Consider the following 19,662-nt stretch of genomic DNA (forward strand, 5'->3'; position numbering starts at 1 on the left):
ATTAACTAATTTCAAGCCTTATTTCAATACCAGGTCAGCTTCTGGTTAATTTATAATTAATATGAATATATTTATCTATTTAATAAATATTTATATTATGAATAACATTTAATAATTTCATATATTGAGATAAATAGATACGTGAGATAAAAGGTGTGATTATCATGCGACACCTGGTGTTATTTTGTATATAGGTAGCGCCAGATGCCGGGTTACAGAAGGGAAACGGCGCATCTACACACCAGCGGCAAACGGTGATGACTCCAATTAGCAGAACATATACTTTTCAATGAATGCTCCGATCACTTTTTCATGAAGCTCAATTGAACGTGAAAAACAAATTATTTTTCGTGCCAGACGCTTAATACGTTACTCCACGCACGTCGCATAACCTGCTGTACTTGCCGGCTGAATGGCGCAGTTTTGCTGCTTAGTATTCTCATCCACGCCGCAATACATGCCGCCGCCCGAGGTTGATTTAGATAAATAGGGATAGCCCAGCGTCGGCCAGCCTAACGAGCTAATTGAATGATACAGCGTCAACAGGTCGTTATTATCCGGTGCTTTGCTCAGGCTACCGCACTGTTTAGCAATATCCCATTTAGTGTTGTCCACCGTATGCGTCATCGCCCAGTACTCGTTATTTGCATGAACTCCGTTGGTAAATACTGGCGTCACGCCTGACGGTAGCTCAGCCTGCAGCCACGGACGATGCAGCGTTTTTCCGTTGACGGATGTCGTATCCGGCATATTTCCCCAGAACAACGCTTTATCCGTATCCGGGCTGGTAAGTACCATAAAAATCACATCCAGTGAGGCGTGAAGAGCCGTATTGTCCGTCAGTTTCACCGTGAGTGGCGTTTTTAACCCCAGGCTTTTATCCTGATTAAGCGTAAACGTTGCCGTACCGTCGCTGCCGGTAGTGCCGGTAAAGACAATCCCGGTGGTGGTCATACTTCGGCTGGCGCTTGCGGGAGTCAGCTCTTTAAGCATGAGATCATCGGCTCCGGCATCCGCTGCCACGTCGCCATCCGTTACCACCGTACCTGCCCGATTTTTCGAATCGCCACGTGACAACGTAAAACCGACGTTGGCGACCGGGTTACCGCTGCTATCTTTTACCGTCACCGTTAACGGCATCGCGCTTCCCTTCTCCACTACCGCCGCGTTTTTCGCGCTGTCCATCGCCGTCGAGGTCAGCGTAATAATGGCAGGAGTAGACGTATGCGGCTCGACCAGACACACCTGCGCGCCAGCCACGCTCGTGGAACTGGTGTGGCCTTTGGCGCCAGTATCCAGCCGCAGATACTGGTAATACCCGGTTCCAGGCTCCTGGTCCACCGCCAGCCAGCTTTTACCCGCCGCTACCGGCCAGCCGAATGCCGTATTGAGAGCGCTGTCTGGATGGTCGCTATACAGCGTTTGCAGATCATTAAACAGCGGCTGGTATGCCGCATCACAGGCGGTCGCGCCCGCTTTTTGGGTGTTCGCGATAGTCACCAGAGGCCAGGTTTCGTTATTGTGATAGTAGGTGCCGCTATTCGACGTCATCTCCGCCGCCAGCAGCGGGCGGTGGAATTTCACCCCCGCGCTGTTGGCCGCCGTTTCCGGCATATGGCCCCACATTTTGGCTTTATCGCTGTCCGGGCTGGTAATGACGGTAAAAATAACATCCATATTGCTGACGGTCGGCGGATTGTCGGGCAGCATCGCCTGCAACGCTGTTTTCAGGCCGGGGGTATTATCCTGCGTCAGCTCAAACTGCACCCTGCCGCTCTCATCCGTAGTGCCGTACCAGTACCAGAGCTGCTCCCCGGAATAGTGGTAGGCAAATACTTTAGCATCCGCTGGCGGCGCAATCGGCGTTAACAGCATGTCGCTGTTGTTGGTGCTGTCACTACCGCCAGCCCGGTTTTGCGAATAGTTTCCTCGCCCCAGCCGAATGGGCACGTTGGGCTGCGGCGTGCCGGCGCCGTCCGTGACGGTCACCGTCAGCGGGATTTTATCCCCTTTTTTCGCCAGCGCGGCGGATTTTTCGGCATTCATGGCGCTGGAGGTCAGCGCTATCGCCAACACCCTGCGCTTCGCCAGACAGAGCTGCGCCGTTGAGGTATTCGTATTTGTGACCTGCGTAACGCCGTTATTTAGCCTGATATACTGGAAATTATTCGTCGAGTGCGTATCGTTGACTTTCGAATCCCCTGCTCCCCAGTATTTCCCCGCGTCTACAGGCAACCCAAAGGCGGCCGTTAGTCCACCATTCGGATAGTCGTTATACAACGTTTTTAAATCATCCAGCGTCGGCAATCCCAGCCGATCGCACGGGCTGGCGGAGTCCTGATACAGGTTTGGATAGCGGTTCCAGGTGTACCAGAGCTCATTATTTGACAGGAAGGACGTGGTATCCGTCGTTGAAGAAAGCTCGGCGCGCAGCAGCGGCCGCGTAAACTCAACGCCCTTACTGTTGGTAAAGGTTTCCGGCATATGGCCCCAGTATGAGGCCTTGTCGCTATCCGGGCTGGTGATAACGGTAAAGATAGCGTCTTTGCTGTCTGTCAGGTTGCTGCCGTCCATCGTGGCGGCGCTGATGGTGGTCTTTAAACCTGCGGTACTGTCCTGCGCAAGGGTAAATGTCACCTGTCCCTGGGCATCGGTTTGCGCATACAGATATTTCGCGGAGGTATCCAGCAGGTATGTCGCCGGGCCGGACGGCATCACATTACGCAGCGTAATATCGTCTGCAGCGCTTGAGGACGATGTGGCGCTGTTGACGCGGTTGTACGAAGATCCCCGGCTGATTTTCACCATTACGTTCTTCATCGGCTGGCCCGCGGCGTCTTTCACCGTGACGGTGGCGGCCATCTGTTCGCCTTTTTTCGCTTTTGCGATCCCGGTGGCTGCATCCTGGCCTGCCAGCGTCAGCGTCAGGCTGGCGGCGGCGCTGCGTGGCGAGGTAAGGCAGGTCTGCATATAGTACGTCGTGGTGCTGGTCGTCGTTTTGACATCATTGCCGTCGTTAAACAGGTTGACCGCCGCGTAGAGCGACTGCGCGCCGTCTGACGACATCACGTAATCCCCCGCCCACCAGTAGCGGCTGACATTGTTGTTGCCAGAACTGGTCATCGGCCAGCCGTTACGGCTGCGCATGGCGTTATCAGGCCAGGTACTGTACAGCGTCTGGAGGTTGCTGACGGTGGGCAGATAATTGCGCCCGCAGCCGCCGCCGGCGCCGTTCCAGGCTTTATCGACGGTTATCATGCCCCAGGTTTCGCCTTTGTCGTAGTAACCGTTGGCGATGGTCAGCGATTTGCCGGGCGTGACGCTGAACTCGCTGGCCAGCAACGGGCGCTTGTACACCACGCCGCTGCTGTCGGTCAGCGTTTCCGCCATATGGCCCCAGTAGTTGGCTTTCGGCGTGTCCGGGCTGGTGACGACGGTAAAAATGACCGGTAGCGGCGCGCTCGTTACGCCGTTGTGCTCTATCACCGCCGTCAGCGGCGTTTTAAAGCCCGCGCCGCTGTCCTGGCTGATATTCAACGTCAGCGTGCCGTCAGCGCCGGTGGCGGTGTAATATTTAACGCCGCTGCTACGCCCGTCGCTGTGGTTTATCTGTATCTCCGCCGCCGACGCGCTATTCACTTCCTGATTCGCGCGCCCAACGCTGTCGCCGCGCGTAAAGATAACCGGCGTGTCGGCGGCCAGGTTGCCCTGGGCGTCCCGCGTGGTGATGATGACCGGGATGGTCTCGCCGACTTTCGCTTTGGCAAAGCCGTCGCTGTCGTTATACACAGGCGAAGTGAGCGTTATCTGCGTCGCCGCCGGATGGGCGTTTTGCAGGCAGACGAAATAGAGTTGTTCACTCCACGCCAGCGAGCTAATACCGCCATCGCGCAGATCAATCGACTTAACGTAGCGGTTTTCCGTACTCCTGCTCAAATCAGCGGTGCTGTTCTGGTAGTTTTTACCATCCAGCGGCCAGCCCTGCTGCGTATTCATGGTGCCGCCGGGCCTGGCGTCGTACAGCGATTGCAGATCGGCAAGTGTCGGTACGTATCCCGCGCCACAGGCGTCGTTCGCCACTTCAAAATCGACGATTCCCCAGGCTTCGTTGTTTTCCGTATTGTCGCCGTGGGTAAAGCCGCTGGCGATTTCAGCCGATAACAGCGGGCGCTTAAACACCACGCCGTTGGCCGCCGTGGTCGTTTCCGGCATATGGCCCCACATTTTGGCTTTGTCGCTATTAGGGCTGGTGACCACGCTAAAAATGGTGTCGATGCTGGCCGTCGCGCTGGCGTTATCGTACAGCGCCGCCGTAATCGCGACTTTCGTCCCGTGGGTGCCAGGGCGGGTAACATTGATGATTTTGCTGCCGTTTTCACCGGTCATGCCGCCGATTTTGGTGGCGGTGTCGTTGAGCGAATCGCCGTCAATCACTACCGCCGAGACGATGCCGTCGCCGCTGCCGGCGATATGTTTTTCCCCCTGACGGGTGTAGCCGTCGCCGCGGCTGAGCACAAACGGCGCTTGCGGCAGAGGATTGCCGCTGGCGTCTTTTACCGTCACTTTGAGCTGGAGCGTATCGCCCTTTTTCACCTTCACCGCGTGTTCGCTGTTCTCGTCATACCACAATGACGTATTCACCGGCTCAATGGTGATGGAGGCTGCCGTCGGGTTATCGCTGGCAAGGCAACTGACGTAATCGGATGCGCCAGCGCCGCCCGGAAATTCGCTACCGTTAGAAAGCGCTATCAGTTTCCACGTGGTGGCGCTTTGCCAGGTAGAGGTCCAGTAATTAATCAGTACCGGCCAGCCGTGCGTGCTGTTGATAGCCCCGTCGCGGTTGGCGGCATACAGCGCCTCCAGTTGATCGGCGCGCGGCAATCGGTTAGCGGCGCAGCCGCCCGCCGCCGTATTGCCTACCGCATCGGCATGGGTAACGCGCGCCCAGCTCTCGTTAGCCTCGGTTTGGGTGCGGGTCGCGGCAACCTCCGCCGCCAGTTTCGGCCGCTCAAAGGTCATATCGCCCACCGTGATAGCGTCGGACATATGGCCCCACATTTGCGCCTCCGGCGTGTCGGGGCTGGTGGGAACGGTAAACTTCACGCTGCGGTTAACGGGGGTGGTGATCAGCGAGTTAACCGGCAGTACGGTCAGCGGCGTCAGCAAGCCGACGCCCTGCGGCTGTTCAATGACCAGCGTGGCGTTGCCTGCGGCATCGGTCATGCCCTGGTACGTCATCGACGCCTGGGAAGAGCCGAAAGACGTTCCGCCCATCACCAGCGCTCCGTCGCTGGGATCGGTAAAGCCCGTGGTGGCGTTGGCGCGATTTTTACCGTGCGACATGGTGACGGTAAAGCTGGCGTTGGGCACGCTTAGCCCGTTCAGCGCATTGACGGAGTGGACGTTCATCGTAATTTTTTCGCCCACTTTGGCTACCGCATTACGTAACGACTCGTTGCCATCAAAGTACACGTCCAGGCTGGTCACCAACTCGTTACCGGAGCAGGAGAGATAGTTCGGTTCAGCGCCGCTGAACAGGCTGTCCGCGCCGGTCGCCAGGTTAACGTGCGCAGTGGTGGAACCATCGGTATCCGCCGCAATATAGCTATGTTTCTGTGTCGGCCAGCCGTAAGTCGTTTCCATCGTATTGCCGGAATGGGCGTCATACAGCGTATCCAGCAGCAGTTGTCCCGGCACCTGGCCTGCGCCGCACTGGTTTGTCGCCGCCGTCACTGAGTTAAACGTGGCCCAGTACTCGTTATTCTCAAATTCGGAACCGGTATCCTGCGCGGCCTCTTCCGCCAACAGCGGGCGTTTGTAAATATTGCCCGCTTCCACCACGCCCTGCATATGGCCCCACATACGGGCCTGCGTCACGTCCGGGCTGGTGACGACGGTAAAAATCACGTTCTGCGTCGCTTCCGTGCCGTCGAACAGCACCACACGCACCGGGGTTAATACGCCAGCGCCCTTGTCCTGGGTCAGCGCCAGCGAAAACTGGCCGTTGGCGTCGGTGATGCCGTGATAGTGACCGTCGCCGCCGTCCAGATTGGTGATGACTACCGGTTCATCCGTCCACTGATGCGCGGCATCAAGATCGGCGTTCTTCTGATTCTGGCGATTTTGCTCGTCGCCCAGGTAGACATTAAAGTAGCGATAAGGCAGCGGTTTATTGGTGGCGCTGTCGGTGACGGCGATCTTCATGTTGATCTCTTCGCCCACCTTCACTTTCGCCGCGTTGGCCGTCGAATCAAAATTATCGGTGCTAATCACTAATTTCGGCGTGACCGCAGGCGGGGCTTTATCCACACAGCTCACCAGCGATTGCGTGGCGTCCGGCATCTGCGTAAGGGCGCGGCTGCGCATATCAATGCTGATGTGGTCAGTTGCGCTCGCCCCCTGTGAGGAGGACCAGTACTCTTCGTCACCGGATATCACCCCCACCGGCCAGCCGAGAGTGGTGGCTAAATCGCCGCGCTCGATTTTTAACCCTTCCAGTTGGCGTGCATCCGGCAGAATATCGCAGTATTTATCCGCATGGCCCCAGGTGAACTGCGCCCAGTTTTCATTGTTGATACTGGCGACGCGGTCTTCGCCCTCGGTTTCCGCCGCCAGTTTGGGGCGGTCAAAGGTGTAGCTTACACCGTCCACCGTGGCGGTGGAGCTGTCCGCCATATGGCCGTACATGTTGGCGCTGCTGCTGTCCGGGCTGGTGAGGGTGGTAAAAATCACATCCGCGCTGGCTTTCAGCGCAGGCGCGTTCGACGGGTGCACCATCAGCGGGGTTTTAACGCCCGGCCCGTTAGCCTGGGTGACAACGACCGTCGCTACGCCCTCTGCGTTGGTCGTGCCGTGGTATTCGGTGGCTGTGGTGGTCAGTTCGGTGTTGCCGACGCGTACCGGCGCGGTATTGTTCACCACGCCCTGGCGGTTTTGCGCATCGTCGCGGGTAATCACGAACGCGATATTGCCCGCTGGCTCACCGTTACAACCTTTGGTATTCACCGTCAGCGTGATGCTTTCGCCCGCTTTCACCTTCGCGGCGTTAAGCGACTCATCCAAATGATCGGCGGTAAGGGTTACCGGGTCACCCACGGCGGGCGCGATATCCACGGCAAACTTTTGATCAAGCACTTCGACCGCCGTGTTATAAGGCACGCCGGTGCGGGTAAGCAACCACAACGGCGGCATAGCGGTTGAGGTATCCAGTTGCGACCAGACTACCAGATGGTGGCCTGCCATATTTTGCTCGTGGCGGCGTCGGCCCATACCAGCGTGACGGAGGGTATCCGTTCACTCTGCCAGACCAGCGGCGGCTCGGCGAAAATATCGCCTTCGGCATCGCGCGGATTGGTTAAGGTCAGCGCGCTGCCGACATCACTGGTGCTGAACTGGCTGGGTTTCGCGGAATAATCGACGGGATTCGCTGCATCAGATCGCAACTGAACGCTGCCCTGATAAACCGGGATCGTCACGCCATCAGCCAGCGGCGGCGTGCCGTTAATGGCGGCAGTTGAGACGTCAGGCTCCTGCCATGGGGTGCTGCTTTGCGCCGCCTGGGCAAAAAAAGCGGTAACACAAAACAGACATGCCTGTAGCCCGGATAAAAGACGGGTATTCGTTTTCAGTTTCAATGCAGCACCTGGAATACATCCCTTTCTGACTATTCATTCCATCGGCGGTAAAAATGCGAAACGTTTCACTACCGGTACCAACGACAATTTACCGAAACCCAACCATCCCGATCACGGCTGTACAAGACAGGCGGCATAGCCTATCGTGAAATCGTTGTTGATGGTCGGGCAATGTGTTGTGCCCCCTTTCGCTAACGAAACCCGGCAATAATTATACGTCCCAGGCGTACTGCTAACATAAGGCAACGAGATTGTCGGCCATCCGTTAGCGACTGCTATCTGCTCATCGCGCATTTTTTCCAGCACGCCTTTTGCCGGGAACCCGGCCACCCCGCCACAGTTCTTGCTCATATCATAGATAGTGCCATCGGCTTTCGTATAAACCGAAACCCAGGTTTCGTTATTTTCTTTCCGGCTATCCGTCGCGCCAGCAGGCGCTTCTTTCATTAACAAGGGTCGATGCAGCGTCACGCCATCAACCGTCAGCGTATCCAGCATATGCCCCCAGAACTCCGCGTAACTGGAGTCCGGGCTGGTAATCACGGTAAAGATCACGCCCAGCACGGTGTTGGTTGATTGCGTGACATCCCCCGTCGCGCTGGCCGTCAGCTCGGTTTTTAGCCCCACACTGCCGTCCTGGTTCACCGTAAACGTTGCCGTCCCGTCTGCCCCCGTGACGCCGCTAAACACATTGCCGGAAGAGGTCATTGATTTCGTTGTCGGCGACGGCGTCAGTTCCTGCAACGTCAAATCGTCTGCTGTAGTATTCCACGTATATTTAATGTCGAGGCGATCATTCGCATCGCCCCGTTTCAGGGTGAACGGTTCATTCGCTATGGGAACGCCCGCGCGGTTTTTCACCGTCACCGTCAAGGGAATAGCCTCGCCTTTTTTCGCCACTGCCGCGCCTTTCGCCGCATCCATCGCCGTCGAGGTTAGCGTAATGGAGGCAGGGACATTACGCGCATTGACCAGGCAGGCCTGCAAGCTGGTGGAGGTTGGCGCCGATATCTGACCGGTTTTCAGGTTTATCGCCTGGTGTGCTTTCGAGCTATTCAGATCGGCAGACCACCAGAGTTTACCGGTTTTCACCGGCCAGCCGAATTGATCCTCCAGCGCGCCGTCAGGATACAGTTGCTGTAGCGCCTTTAAGTCATTCATCAGCGGCATATACTCAAAGTCGCACGCAGACTGGCCTGCCGTATACGTCTGTACGCCGGTCGGCGCCGCCCATTTTTCACCGTTCACGGTGATGTAGTTGACGCCCGACGGCGCTTCCGCCTGCAAATGCGGGCGCTGGTAGCGAAGGCCGTCCGGCCCTTCCACGGTTTCCGGCATATGCCCCCAATAGTTGGCGCTGGCGGCGTCCGGGCTGGTAAGGACGGTAAATATCACGTCCTTACTGCTCGTTGCTGAAATGTCATTCGCAACGGTGGCGCGGATGGGCGTTTTAAGACCCATAGTATTATTTTGCGACACGCTAAACGTTATTTGCCCCTGGGCGTCCGTTTGCGCATACATATATTTATCCACCGTCCCCAGCAAGTACGTCGCCGTACCGGAAGGCTGGATATTACTTAAGGTAATATCGTCCGCGTTGTTGGTGGTATACACGCTCCCCGCACGCGTCAGCGCATCGCCGCGCGAGATTTTCACCGTCGCGTTGCTAACCGGCTGCCCGGCAGCGTTCGTTACCTTCACCGTCATGGGGATCGTTTCGCCTTTTTTCGCCACGGCCGCCGATTTGTCCGCGTTCCAGGCGTCCGTAGAGAGCGCGATATTCATCTGGCGCGGTTTGGTCAGGCAGAGCTGGTAATAGTAATTACCCGGCGTTCCCGACATAGAGCCATCTGCGCCCGTACTGAGATCGATATATCGCCAGTAAATGACTTGACCTTGCAGCAGGCTGTCGCCCGCCCACCATTTCTTCCTGACGGGTAAGCCTATGTCGGTCGTGACCTTGCCGCTGGGGTGATCGCGGTACAGCGCCTGGAGATCCGACAGCGTGGCCATCTGATTTATCGAACAGGCGCCATAATTACCGGTATCAAAATTATTCACTATAGGCCAGTTTTCATTTGTCTCGGCATAGCTCTTCACACCTAACGTCGACGCCAGCTCGCTATACAGCCGCGGGCGCTTAAACTCCGCGCCGTTGCTGGCGGTGAAGGTTTCCGGCATATGGCCATACATATTGGCCTGCGGGCTGTCCGGGCTGGTCACGGTGGTGAACACCACCGGCAGCGTCGAGGTTACCGTCGGCGTGTCGGTCAGGGCTGCGGTTATCACGTTTTTCACCCCCGGCCCTGCGGCCTGCGTCAGCGTGAGGACCGCCGTGCCGTCCGCGCCGGTGGCACCGTAAATAGTGTAGCCATTATAGTAGAACTGTTGCGCCGAACCGGTGGGCGGCGCCAGCATCATGTTAGTGCTGCCGGTAAAGGTATAGCTGGTGTTGCGCGCCGTCCCGGCGTCGCGTATGAGGGAAAATGGCGTATAAGGCACCGGGTTGCCCGCCGCATCGGTGGTGGTGATCACCAGCGGAATCGAGTCGCTGTTTTTTGCCTTCACCGCCTGGATATCGCTATCCGTCGCCAGCGTAGAAGTGAGCGTAATCCGCCCGGCCAGAGTCTGCGGCGTCGCGGAACAAATCTGGTATTGCCTGTCGCTATCACTAATATTGGGAACCTTCCGGTGCGCATCATCATTCAGATCGACCGTGTAATAGTCATAGGGTGGCGCGCCGGGGGTGATTGTCCCGGCGTTTGTGCCGCTCCAGTAAGAACGGATGATCGGCCAGCCCTGGGCGGTTTTTATCGCTCCGTTCGGGTATTTGCTGTACAGAGAATCCAGTTGCTCAACGGACGGAAAATACCCCTTGGGGCAGGCTTCCGGACTAACGGTTTTGGTCGTATTCGGCCCATAGAACACTACCCAGCGTTCGTTGTCTTCCGGGTACTCCGCAGCACCGGTCTTGCTGGCCAGTTCATCGTAGAGCGACGGGCGCTTGTACACCGCACCATCCGCAGCCGTCAGCGACGGCGCCATATGTCCCCACATGCGGGCGACACTGACATCCGGGCTGGTGACGACGGTAAAGATGGTGTCGATGCTGGCGCTCACGGCGGCATTTTCATACAGCGTGGCGGTAATGGCCGTGCGGGTGCCGTGGGTGTCCGGGCGGGTGACGCTGATGATGCGGGTGCCGTCAGGGCCGGTCTGCGACCCCATTTTGGTGGTAGTCCAGGCCAGCGATTCGCCGTCGATCACCACGGGCGTCACGATATTTTGCAAATCGGAGCCGTCCTGGGCGGTGTACTTTTCCCCTTTGCGATCGTAGCCGTCGCCGCGGGTGAGCACAAACGGCGCTTCCGGCACCGGTTTGCCGCTGGCGTCCTTCACCGTCACCTTCAACTGTAGGGTATCGCCCTTTTTCACTTTCAGCGCATGGACGCCGCTGCCGTCGTACCACTGCGACGGATCGACCGGTTCAATGGTGATGGCGGCTGGCACCGGGTTATCGCTGGCCAGACAACTGGTGTAAACCGAGGTGTTGCTGCCCGGAAATTCACTGCCGCTCGCCAGCGCGATCAGTTTCCAGGTGGTGGCGCTCTGGTAGGTGGACGACCAGTAGTTAATTAAGGTTGGCCAGCCCTGAGTCTTTTTCATCGCGCCGCCGCTGTTGGCGCTGTATAACGCCTCAAGCTGGTCGATACGCGGCAGGCGGTTCGCCGCGCAGCCGCCCGCATCCGGGTTGCCCGCCGCGTCGATATGGGCCACGCGCGTCCAGGTTTCATTGCTCTCTTCCTGAGTACGCAGCGGGCTATTTACTTCACTCGCAAGCTTAGGCCGTTCAAAAGTCCAGTCGCCGACGGTAAGAGTGTCGGCCATGTGGCCCCACATTTTGGCTTTTGCCGTGTCCGGGCTGGTGGCGACGGTAAACTTGACGCTGCGGGAAATCGGCGTCTTGATTAATGAATCGACGGGCGCGATGCTTAACGGCGTCAGCAGCCCCACGCCCTTATTCTGGGTGAGGATAATGGTCGCATCGCCGTTGGCGTCGGTGATCCCGTGATAAACCTGCCCGGCAGGGTAGCCCACGCCGTCAAACTGCATCTCGCCGTTGCTGGGATCGGTAAAGCCGGTCGACTGCCCGTCGCGCCGCTTGCCGTTCGCCATGGTGATGGTGAAGTCGGTATAGGCAATCGCCATGTCGTTAAGGGCGTTGCGCGAATGAACGTTTAGCTTAATCTGTTCACCGACTTTGGCGGTCATATCAGCGTTTTTGGTCGTTGGGTCGTCGTTGAAGTAGACGTCCAGCACCGCCACCATTTCATTGGCCGAGCAGGTCAGGTAGTTCGGCGCATTGGTAAATTTACCGCTATCGCCATTTTCGAGGTTGACGTGTACCGTCCCGGAGGCGTCGCTGTCGGCGGCAATGAAGTAGTCTTCGGTCGGCCAGCCGTGTTCGATTTCCATCTTGCCGCTGGGATGCTCGCTGTATAAATGCGCCAGCGATGACTGATCCGGCACCTGGCCGACGCCGCACTGCGCGGTGGCCGACGCCACGGAGTTAAACGTCGCCCACTCTTCGTTGTTTTCACTGAACTGACCGTCTTTATGGCTGGCTTCCACCGCCAGCAGCGGGCGCTTATACAGGTTGCCGGCATCCACCACGCCGCGCATATGGCCCCACATGTTGGCGCCGTCCACGTCCGGGCTGGTGATTACGGTGAAAATCACGCTAAAGGGCAGCTCGACGCTGCCGCCTTCATCGTCCGGCATCACGATTCGGATGGGCGTCTCAACCCCCATGCCGCTGTCGTGCTGTAGCGTCAGGTGCGCCTGACCGTTGACGTCGGTCACGCCGGTATAGTGCTCCGGCGACGAGGCGCGCATATCTTCGGAGCTGACGGTAACCCGCTGGCTATCCCACGCGTCCTGATGCCCCCCTTTACGGTTTTTCGCCGGGTCGATAAACAGCTCCATGTAACGGTAAGGCAGCGGTTTTTGCGTGTCTTTATCGACCACGGTCATGACTAGATCAATCGATTCCCCCACCTGCGCCTTATAAGGCCCCTCCGGGGAGAGGGTAATCTGCGGGTGCGCCGCGGGCTGGGCCTTATCTACACAGCTAACCAGCAGCGTATCGCTGTTGGGCGCCCTGACGACCGACGCGCTGTTCATATGCACGGCGGCGTGGTAGTTGCTCATCTGATCTTTGGTCGATGACCAGTATTCCGCATCGCCCGACGCCGGCCAGCCGGTGTACGTTGCCAGCGTGCTGTGCGCATGTCTTAGCGCCACCAGTTGTTCGGCGTCCGGCAGAACGTCGCAATGGTTATCCGCGCCGCCCCAGGTAAACTGCGCCCAGGTTTCGTTAGTATCGTTGACGCTTTCGTCAGCGTTGCCCGCCTCCACCGCCAGCTTCGGTCGAGTGAAAGTGTAGGTCGCGCCGTTCAGCGTGGCGCTGGCGCTCTCCAGCATGTGGCCGTACATGTTGGCCTGGGCGGTGTCGGGGCTGGTGATGGTGGTGAAAATAACGTCCACGCCGTCCGTCAGCGTAGGATAACTTTGCGAAGCGACGATAAGATGCGTTTTTACGCCGGGGCCTTCATCCTGCGTCACCACCACTGTGGCTTTACCTTCGGCATCGGTGACGCCGCGATACTCCGTTTGCACGGTCGTTAGCTCGGTATCGCCAACGTGCACCGGGTTAGTGTTATTGACCACACCCTGACGGTTTTTGGCATCCTCACGGCGGATGACAAACGGCGCATTTTTCACCAGTTCGCCATCACACCCTCTGGTCGTGACGGTGAGGGTGATGCTCTCTCCCACTTTCACTTTTGAGGCTTCAAAGCTGGCGTCAACATGATCGCCGCTGACCGACACGGGATTGCCTACTGCCTGGGCAATATTGACAGTCACTTTCGAGCTGAGCAACGGGATGGCCGCATTATTCGGCACGCCGGTGTGGGTATAGAGCCACAGCGCGGGGACGGTCGTTTCATCGTCTGGCTGCGGCCAGACAACCAGTTTCCGTCCGGCCAGGTTCTGGGCGCAAAAGGTCTGGTTAGGCATCGGCTGCGGCGAAAGCGGCGTGTCGGGCGTGGCGGCATCGGCCCATAACAGGCCCACGCTCGGCGGCTGTTGATTTTCCCAGGCAATGGTCGGCGGATCGCTAAAGAGATCGCCTTCGGTATCGGTGGAATTGACCGCACGCATCGAGGTTGAGGTGGCATCCGCGCTAAAATCGCGCGGCATGGCGGTGAACGCAACATCGTAGGTTTTGGTCGGGTCAAGCAGCATACTTCCCTGATACACGGGAATAATCGCGCCGTCGGCGCGGGGCACGGTGCCGTTAACTGCGGCAGTGGCTGAGTTCAATTCTTGCCAGGTCCCGCCTTTCAGTAAGGCCTGCGCAGGCGCGATCGACGCTACAAACATGATCAGTAATGTCAGTAAGAAATGTACAACTTTATTCACTTGCCGATTCCTGTCCATGAGCGATAGCCACCCGTTTTCATTCTCTGTCGTAATTCAACCCACTTTGCTTAGCGCGCGGCTAAGCAAAGTGCGCGGAAAATACCACTCCCCGCGGGGAGTGGTATGTTGAGGACAACTTATTTGCGTTTGTAGTCGATGGACAAAGCAAAGCCCTGGACACCGTCGCTACCCACGGTAACGCCGCCGTCTGCTCCCTCGAACGCCTCTTTCGCTTCGGCGTTGGTAAGCGGGATGACAAGGTCTTTATCGTTCCAGTTTTCGTTGACGATACCGCCAGTGCCAGTACCTGCAATTGCGCTGGTACCGACGAATTTCCAGCGGTAGTCATACTGGTCGGTAACGTTTTCACCGGCATCATAGGTGCCGTTGCCGTTCTTATCGCTCCACAGCAATACCTGATAGGTGGTATTCGTTTTGAGTGTCGTCCCTGAATTCTTCAACAGGTTGGTATTCGAATCTTTCTCATGAATAACAACATGGACGTTTTCATCCACCACCGGACCTTCCGGAATGTCGTCGCCATCCGCACCACCGCCCGCATCGGTCGACAGGTCTTTCAACAGCAGTTCGGTTGCCACGGCAGGGTCACCGGTGGTGGTGGTTGGGGTGATTTTGATACCGATATAATGGTCTGCGTCACCCGCCTGAATTTCATAGGTATCGCTGCCTTTGGTGCCAATCTCTTCGGGATTGCTACCATTCTGGTCGCTGTATCTCATCCACTGCACCGTCAGTTTCGTGGCGGCGTTGTCGACATCCAGGTCGCCTTCCGTATCGCCAATCGCCCAGTTGACCGTGACCTTATCGCCAACGTGGAACTGCTTATCGCCTTCGGTCACAATTTTGCGATCGCCGCGATCGATAGTTACCGTTACGTGATCTTTGTCGGTATCCGCAGTTTTATCCGCCGCACGGGTAATCCACGGCACCGTACCCTGAATGGTGCCCGTCTGTTCAGAGACAATCTGCCACTGCCCCGATTTCAGATTACCGTTTGCCGCCACCGCCGGCGCGGCGCAATACCCGGCAACTACTAATGCTAAAGCGACCTTCGTCAGCCGCCGTTTTACTGTTGCTTGCATTCAGACTCTCCTTTTTCTCAAAATTCAGCGGCTGGCTGGTCAGCCACAACGCTGACGCTATTTCTGACTATACGTAACGCGTATGCCGTAACCCTGAACGCCATCTTCCACATTGGCGGCAAACTTCTGCGCCGCCTCTTTATTGGTTACTGGCAGAACAAGATCTTCATTTATGGTGTTGGCCAGCGCGCCGGTATGTCCGTTTGTACTCTGTCCGGTAAACTCCCACTGGTAGTCGTACAACGCCATCTATTCTTCCGTGAGCTGCTCGGACATCTGGAATACGCCGTCTTTATTTTTGTCGCGCCACAGCAGGAAACGGTAGGTGTTATTAACCGTAGGATGTTTATCTTCTTTGCCGATCAGGTTGACAGGGTTGGCGGCTTTGACCTGATAAATCACCGCATTCAGCGCACTCAGGTTGTCGCCGATAAAAGTGACATCAACGTAGTTACTGTCGCCATAGGCGTCTTCTTTCGCCTTCCAGCGGAAAGTGCCCGGCAGGGTGCTGGAAAGCGTCACCGTCCCCGCTTCTTTGTCACGGCTGGCAATAAACACGCAGGGGGTTTCCGTGGTGCAGGGCGTCTGGGCCAGGGTGACTTTTTTATCATTGCTGTCGTACAACACGGGCGTCATGGCATCGTCCACCAGTTCGTTACCATTGCGATCCGTGGAGTCGCCAAAGGAGTCGGTGATCAGGAGATCCATCACCACGCCGTCTTCGCCATCGGCCAGCGCGCTGGCTTCATGGCTGTGATCGCTACGATCGGTATCGGCAATGTTGTCGACGATCAGCTCAATTTTGCGATCCTGCTGAACGGTGATTTCCACCACACCGGAGTTCTGCTTATTGCCCTTTTCGTCTTCCAGCATCATGCGTACTTTCCAGGTGTTCAGGGCGGTGCGCTGCTCTTCGGCATCGGCGTTAACCCAGGCAGGAAGCACCAGATTCCAGCTGTTATTGTTGCCTTCGGTCAGCGCATCTGCTTTTACCACCGGCATCACCAGAGTACGGGCGGCGTTGTTTTTCGCCTGCCAGGAAGCAGAAATAATTTTGTAATGATGGTTAATCAGCGCGTTGACCGTCCACTTACATTTCTCCAGCCCCACCGCGGCCTCAGGCGTATCTTCAATCACGCATTCCGGGTGTTCGTCGGTGGCGTCGGCCTTCAGCCACAACGTGACGTCCAGCGGATCTTTCTCGCGGTATTCGAGAATGATGAAATTGTTACGATCGACAAAATCGGTGCGGCTGCCCATTAAAGAGTGCTGGATTTTAACGTTTTCCGGATCGAGTTGCGCCGCCAGCGGCGTTCCTATCTGGTAGTTCACAGTCGCTTTAACGCTAAAATCGTTATTATCGCCAGTACCGGCGTATATTCCAGCCCCAAGGTAACGGCATGAGGATCTTTTTGCAGATTATCGGTGCCAAACAGCGCCACTTCATCGCCGTAGTACTGTTCGTAAACTAATTTAGCGCCAAGCTGCGGATAAAAGGGCAGCCAGCTTTCCATGCGGATATCCCAACCGCGCGCAGGTCGTTCTTCATAAAAGTCGAAATCTTCGGAATCCTTCCAGTCAGAAAGAGGATGGTAATAGTTGCCGGAGAATTTCAGGTAATCCGTCCAGGCTTCGGTTCCCAGACCTAGTCGACGGTGACCGCGCGTAAAATCGTAGTCATAGAATGCGTTGCCGCCAAGCAGCCAGTTGCCGACGTTCTGGCGCACGCCAAGCCCAAAGTTACCAATGGTGCGGTCTTCTTTACGTTGGGCTGAGAGTTGGCTAAAAAGTAAGGTTTTTTCGTTATCATACCAGGGAACGAAATAATCCAGCGAACTGCCGTCCAGATCGCCGCCTTCGCCTACGGAGAGGCTGGTACGGATCTTGCCATAAGGTGACATTACGCCTTCAAGATATGACTGTGCTGATGAAGTGATTTGGTTTTGCAAATAGCTACGCGCCTGGGATTCCAGCGCTTCCGGGGTGAGATTATCAAAGCCCTGGGTGGCGGAATTAATAAAGTAGTCAGCGCCCTGTTCTTTAAAGGACTTTCCTTTATTTTCCTGTTCTTCTTTTTTCGCGGATTCGCTGGCTAAATCAGGCAGGGAGGAGTGGCTTTCATCGTTTGCAGGTACAGAGTTACCTGCGCCGGAAGCCGCAACTGATACTCCAGACACTAATAGCAAAACCAGAATGCGAATCCTTCGCACCATATGATATCCCTGTTGTTAAATAAACACGCTGCTATGAGACGATATTATATGGATGATTCATAGGGAATCATAACTAACAGGCCTAAATATATTCCTAAAAAGAAAAGTTTAATATGAAACAGACTTATAATATTGATATAATAAATAAAAAGAAAGATGTTATTTATTTTTAATATTGATTTTCGGGAATAATATTCCCTATAAATAGTTGAATCAATAAAAAGAATAAAATAACCGCCGGGCAGGATACTATGCTGATATTACGGGAGTATCGAATAACTCTTTTGCCCTTAGCCGGATAAGACGTCGGCGCCTCTGCTCTGCGGCGCAACGTCGACAGCGGTTTTATTGATCGGAAATGACGAAATTAACCCGTTTTTTTGAAATTAAACCATGACCGTTCTGGCAAAAATAGTCCACTGCGCCGCAGGCTTTCAAAACCTGTAACGGCTGGCGGCAGTCAGGACAAAGTGCCTGTAACGAGAAATCCTTAGCGCATGTCTCGCAATGGGCTGTATCGCCATTGCGCTCCAGCGCGTGATGGCAAACAGGGCAGATTATTTCCATAACATTCTCCTCAGGCGCGTGACTCGCTTTTACTTGAAAGGCCTGATAGCGCTGCGCTTATCAGGCCTGGAATATTACTGAAAAAGCATTACTTGCTTTTCTTGATATGCTTCATCAGACGCTTACGTTTGCGCATTTGCGTTGGCGTCAGTGTGTTACGCTTGTTCGCATACGGGTTCTCCCCTTCTTTAAACTGAATGCGAATCGGCGTACCCATCACTTCCAACGACTTGCGGAAGTAGTTCATCAGATAGCGCTTATAGGAGTCTGGCAGATCTTTTACCTGGTTGCCGTGAATAACCACAATCGGCGGGTTATAGCCGCCAGCGTGGGCATATTTCAGCTTCACACGGCGACCGCGCACCAGCGGCGGCTGATGATCTTCCACCGCCATCGTCATGATACGGGTCAGCATCGCAGTGCTCACCCGGCGAGTGGAACTGTCGTAAGCCTCGCGTACGGACTCAAACAGGTTCCCGACACCGCTGCCGTGCAGCGCAGAGATAAAGTGCACGCGGGCAAAATCAATAAAGCCCAGACGGAAATCCAGCGTCTCTTTCACCTGCTCTTTGACTTCCTGGCTCAGGCCATCCCATTTGTTGACTACGATAACGAGTGAGCGCCCACTATTGAGGATAAAGCCCAGCAGAGACAAATCCTGGTCAGAGATCCCCTCGCGCGCATCGATAACCAACAGTACGACGTTAGCGTCTTCAATCGCCTGCAACGTTTTAATCACCGAGAACTTTTCTACCGCATCGGTGATTTTTCCGCGCTTACGCACCCCCGCCGTGTCAATCAGCACATATTCCCGTTCGTCGCGTTCCATCGGGATATAAATACTGTCGCGAGTGGTGCCCGGCATGTCGTATACCACCACGCGCTCTTCACCGAGAATACGGTTAGTGAGTGTGGACTTACCTACGTTCGGGCGACCAACAATCGCCAGCTTTATCGGCAGGCTTTGCGGGTCAAAATCATCTTCCGGCGCTTCTTCGCCATTTTGTTCCGCCTCGAACTGCGCCCAGTATTCTGCGTCTTCATCCACCTCTTCCTGCGGCGCGACATCATCCATCCACGGCAGAAGCACATGTTCCAGCAGGCTCAATACGCCGCGACCATGTGAGGCGGCGATAGGGTAAATTTCGCCTAATCCCAGCGAGTAAAAATCGACAACCGCCTGATCGGGATCGAGACCATCCGTTTTATTCGCCACCAGGAAGGTCGGTTTTTCACGGGAACGCAGATGTTTGGCAATCGCTTCATCCGCCGGCATCAGGCCAGCGCGCGCATCAACCATGAATAACACCACATCCGCTTCTTCAATCGCCAGCAGCGACTGTTCCGCCATCCGCGTTTCGACGCCGTCTTCGGTGCCGTCAATACCGCCGGTGTCGATACAGATAAACTCGCGGCCTTCAACCTCCGCACGACCGTACTTACGGTCACGAGTCAGACCCGGGAAATCCGCAACCAGCGCATCTCGGGTGCGGGTCAGACGGTTAAATAGCGTGGATTTTCCGACGTTAGGGCGCCCGACAAGCGCGACCACAGGTACCATGTTTAAAGCCTCATTAAAAAAATCATCAGACAACGCGCGCATTTTGCGCCATTGTTAAAAACAGGAAAACGGCCCCTACACCAGGAGCCGTTTTTTAA

The 19,662-nt window shown here is 56.0% G+C and carries 4 protein-coding genes and 3 pseudogenes; all 7 read right to left on the reverse strand.

The genetic code is table 11. The features are described 5' to 3' along the window. Positions 1–267: 267 nt before the first annotated feature. Positions 268–369: pseudogene (locus J4685_RS06940) on the reverse strand (IS1 family transposase); the annotation flags it as partial. Further along, positions 370–7,634, reverse strand: a pseudogene (gene ratB / locus J4685_RS06945) (DUF823/DUF824 repeat adhesin RatB). A 111-nt stretch (positions 7,635–7,745) separates the two neighbouring features. Continuing rightward, on the reverse strand, positions 7,746–14,120 hold the full coding sequence (locus J4685_RS06950) for an adhesion domain-containing protein (RefSeq protein ID WP_023211766.1): 6,375 nt from the start codon (positions 14,118–14,120) through the stop codon (positions 7,746–7,748). A gap of 137 nt (positions 14,121–14,257) precedes the next feature. Then, complete coding sequence (locus tag J4685_RS06955; RefSeq protein ID WP_001149069.1) at positions 14,258–15,223, reverse strand: SinI family autotransporter-associated protein; 966 nt, start codon at positions 15,221–15,223, stop codon at positions 14,258–14,260. A 57-nt stretch (positions 15,224–15,280) separates the two neighbouring features. Next, positions 15,281–17,436 (reverse strand): annotated as a pseudogene (gene sinH / locus J4685_RS06960) (intimin-like inverse autotransporter SinH). 345 nt (positions 17,437–17,781) lie between these two features. Further along, positions 17,782–18,003, reverse strand: a complete 222-nt coding sequence (locus J4685_RS06965; protein WP_000402503.1) for a zinc ribbon domain-containing protein — start codon at positions 18,001–18,003, stop codon at positions 17,782–17,784. Positions 18,004–18,091: 88 nt separating this feature from the next. After that, the gene (gene der, locus J4685_RS06970; protein ID WP_000249411.1) at positions 18,092–19,564 is read right to left on the reverse strand and encodes a ribosome biogenesis GTPase Der; all 1,473 of its coding nucleotides are present in this window, start codon (positions 19,562–19,564) and stop codon (positions 18,092–18,094) included. Between the last annotated feature and the right edge of the window lie 98 nt (positions 19,565–19,662).

Origin of the sequence: Salmonella sp. 32100201201700099SM (genome assembly GCF_017572645.1) — a bacterium.
In the GTDB taxonomy this organism is placed as follows: Bacteria; Pseudomonadota; Gammaproteobacteria; order Enterobacterales; family Enterobacteriaceae; genus Salmonella; species Salmonella enterica.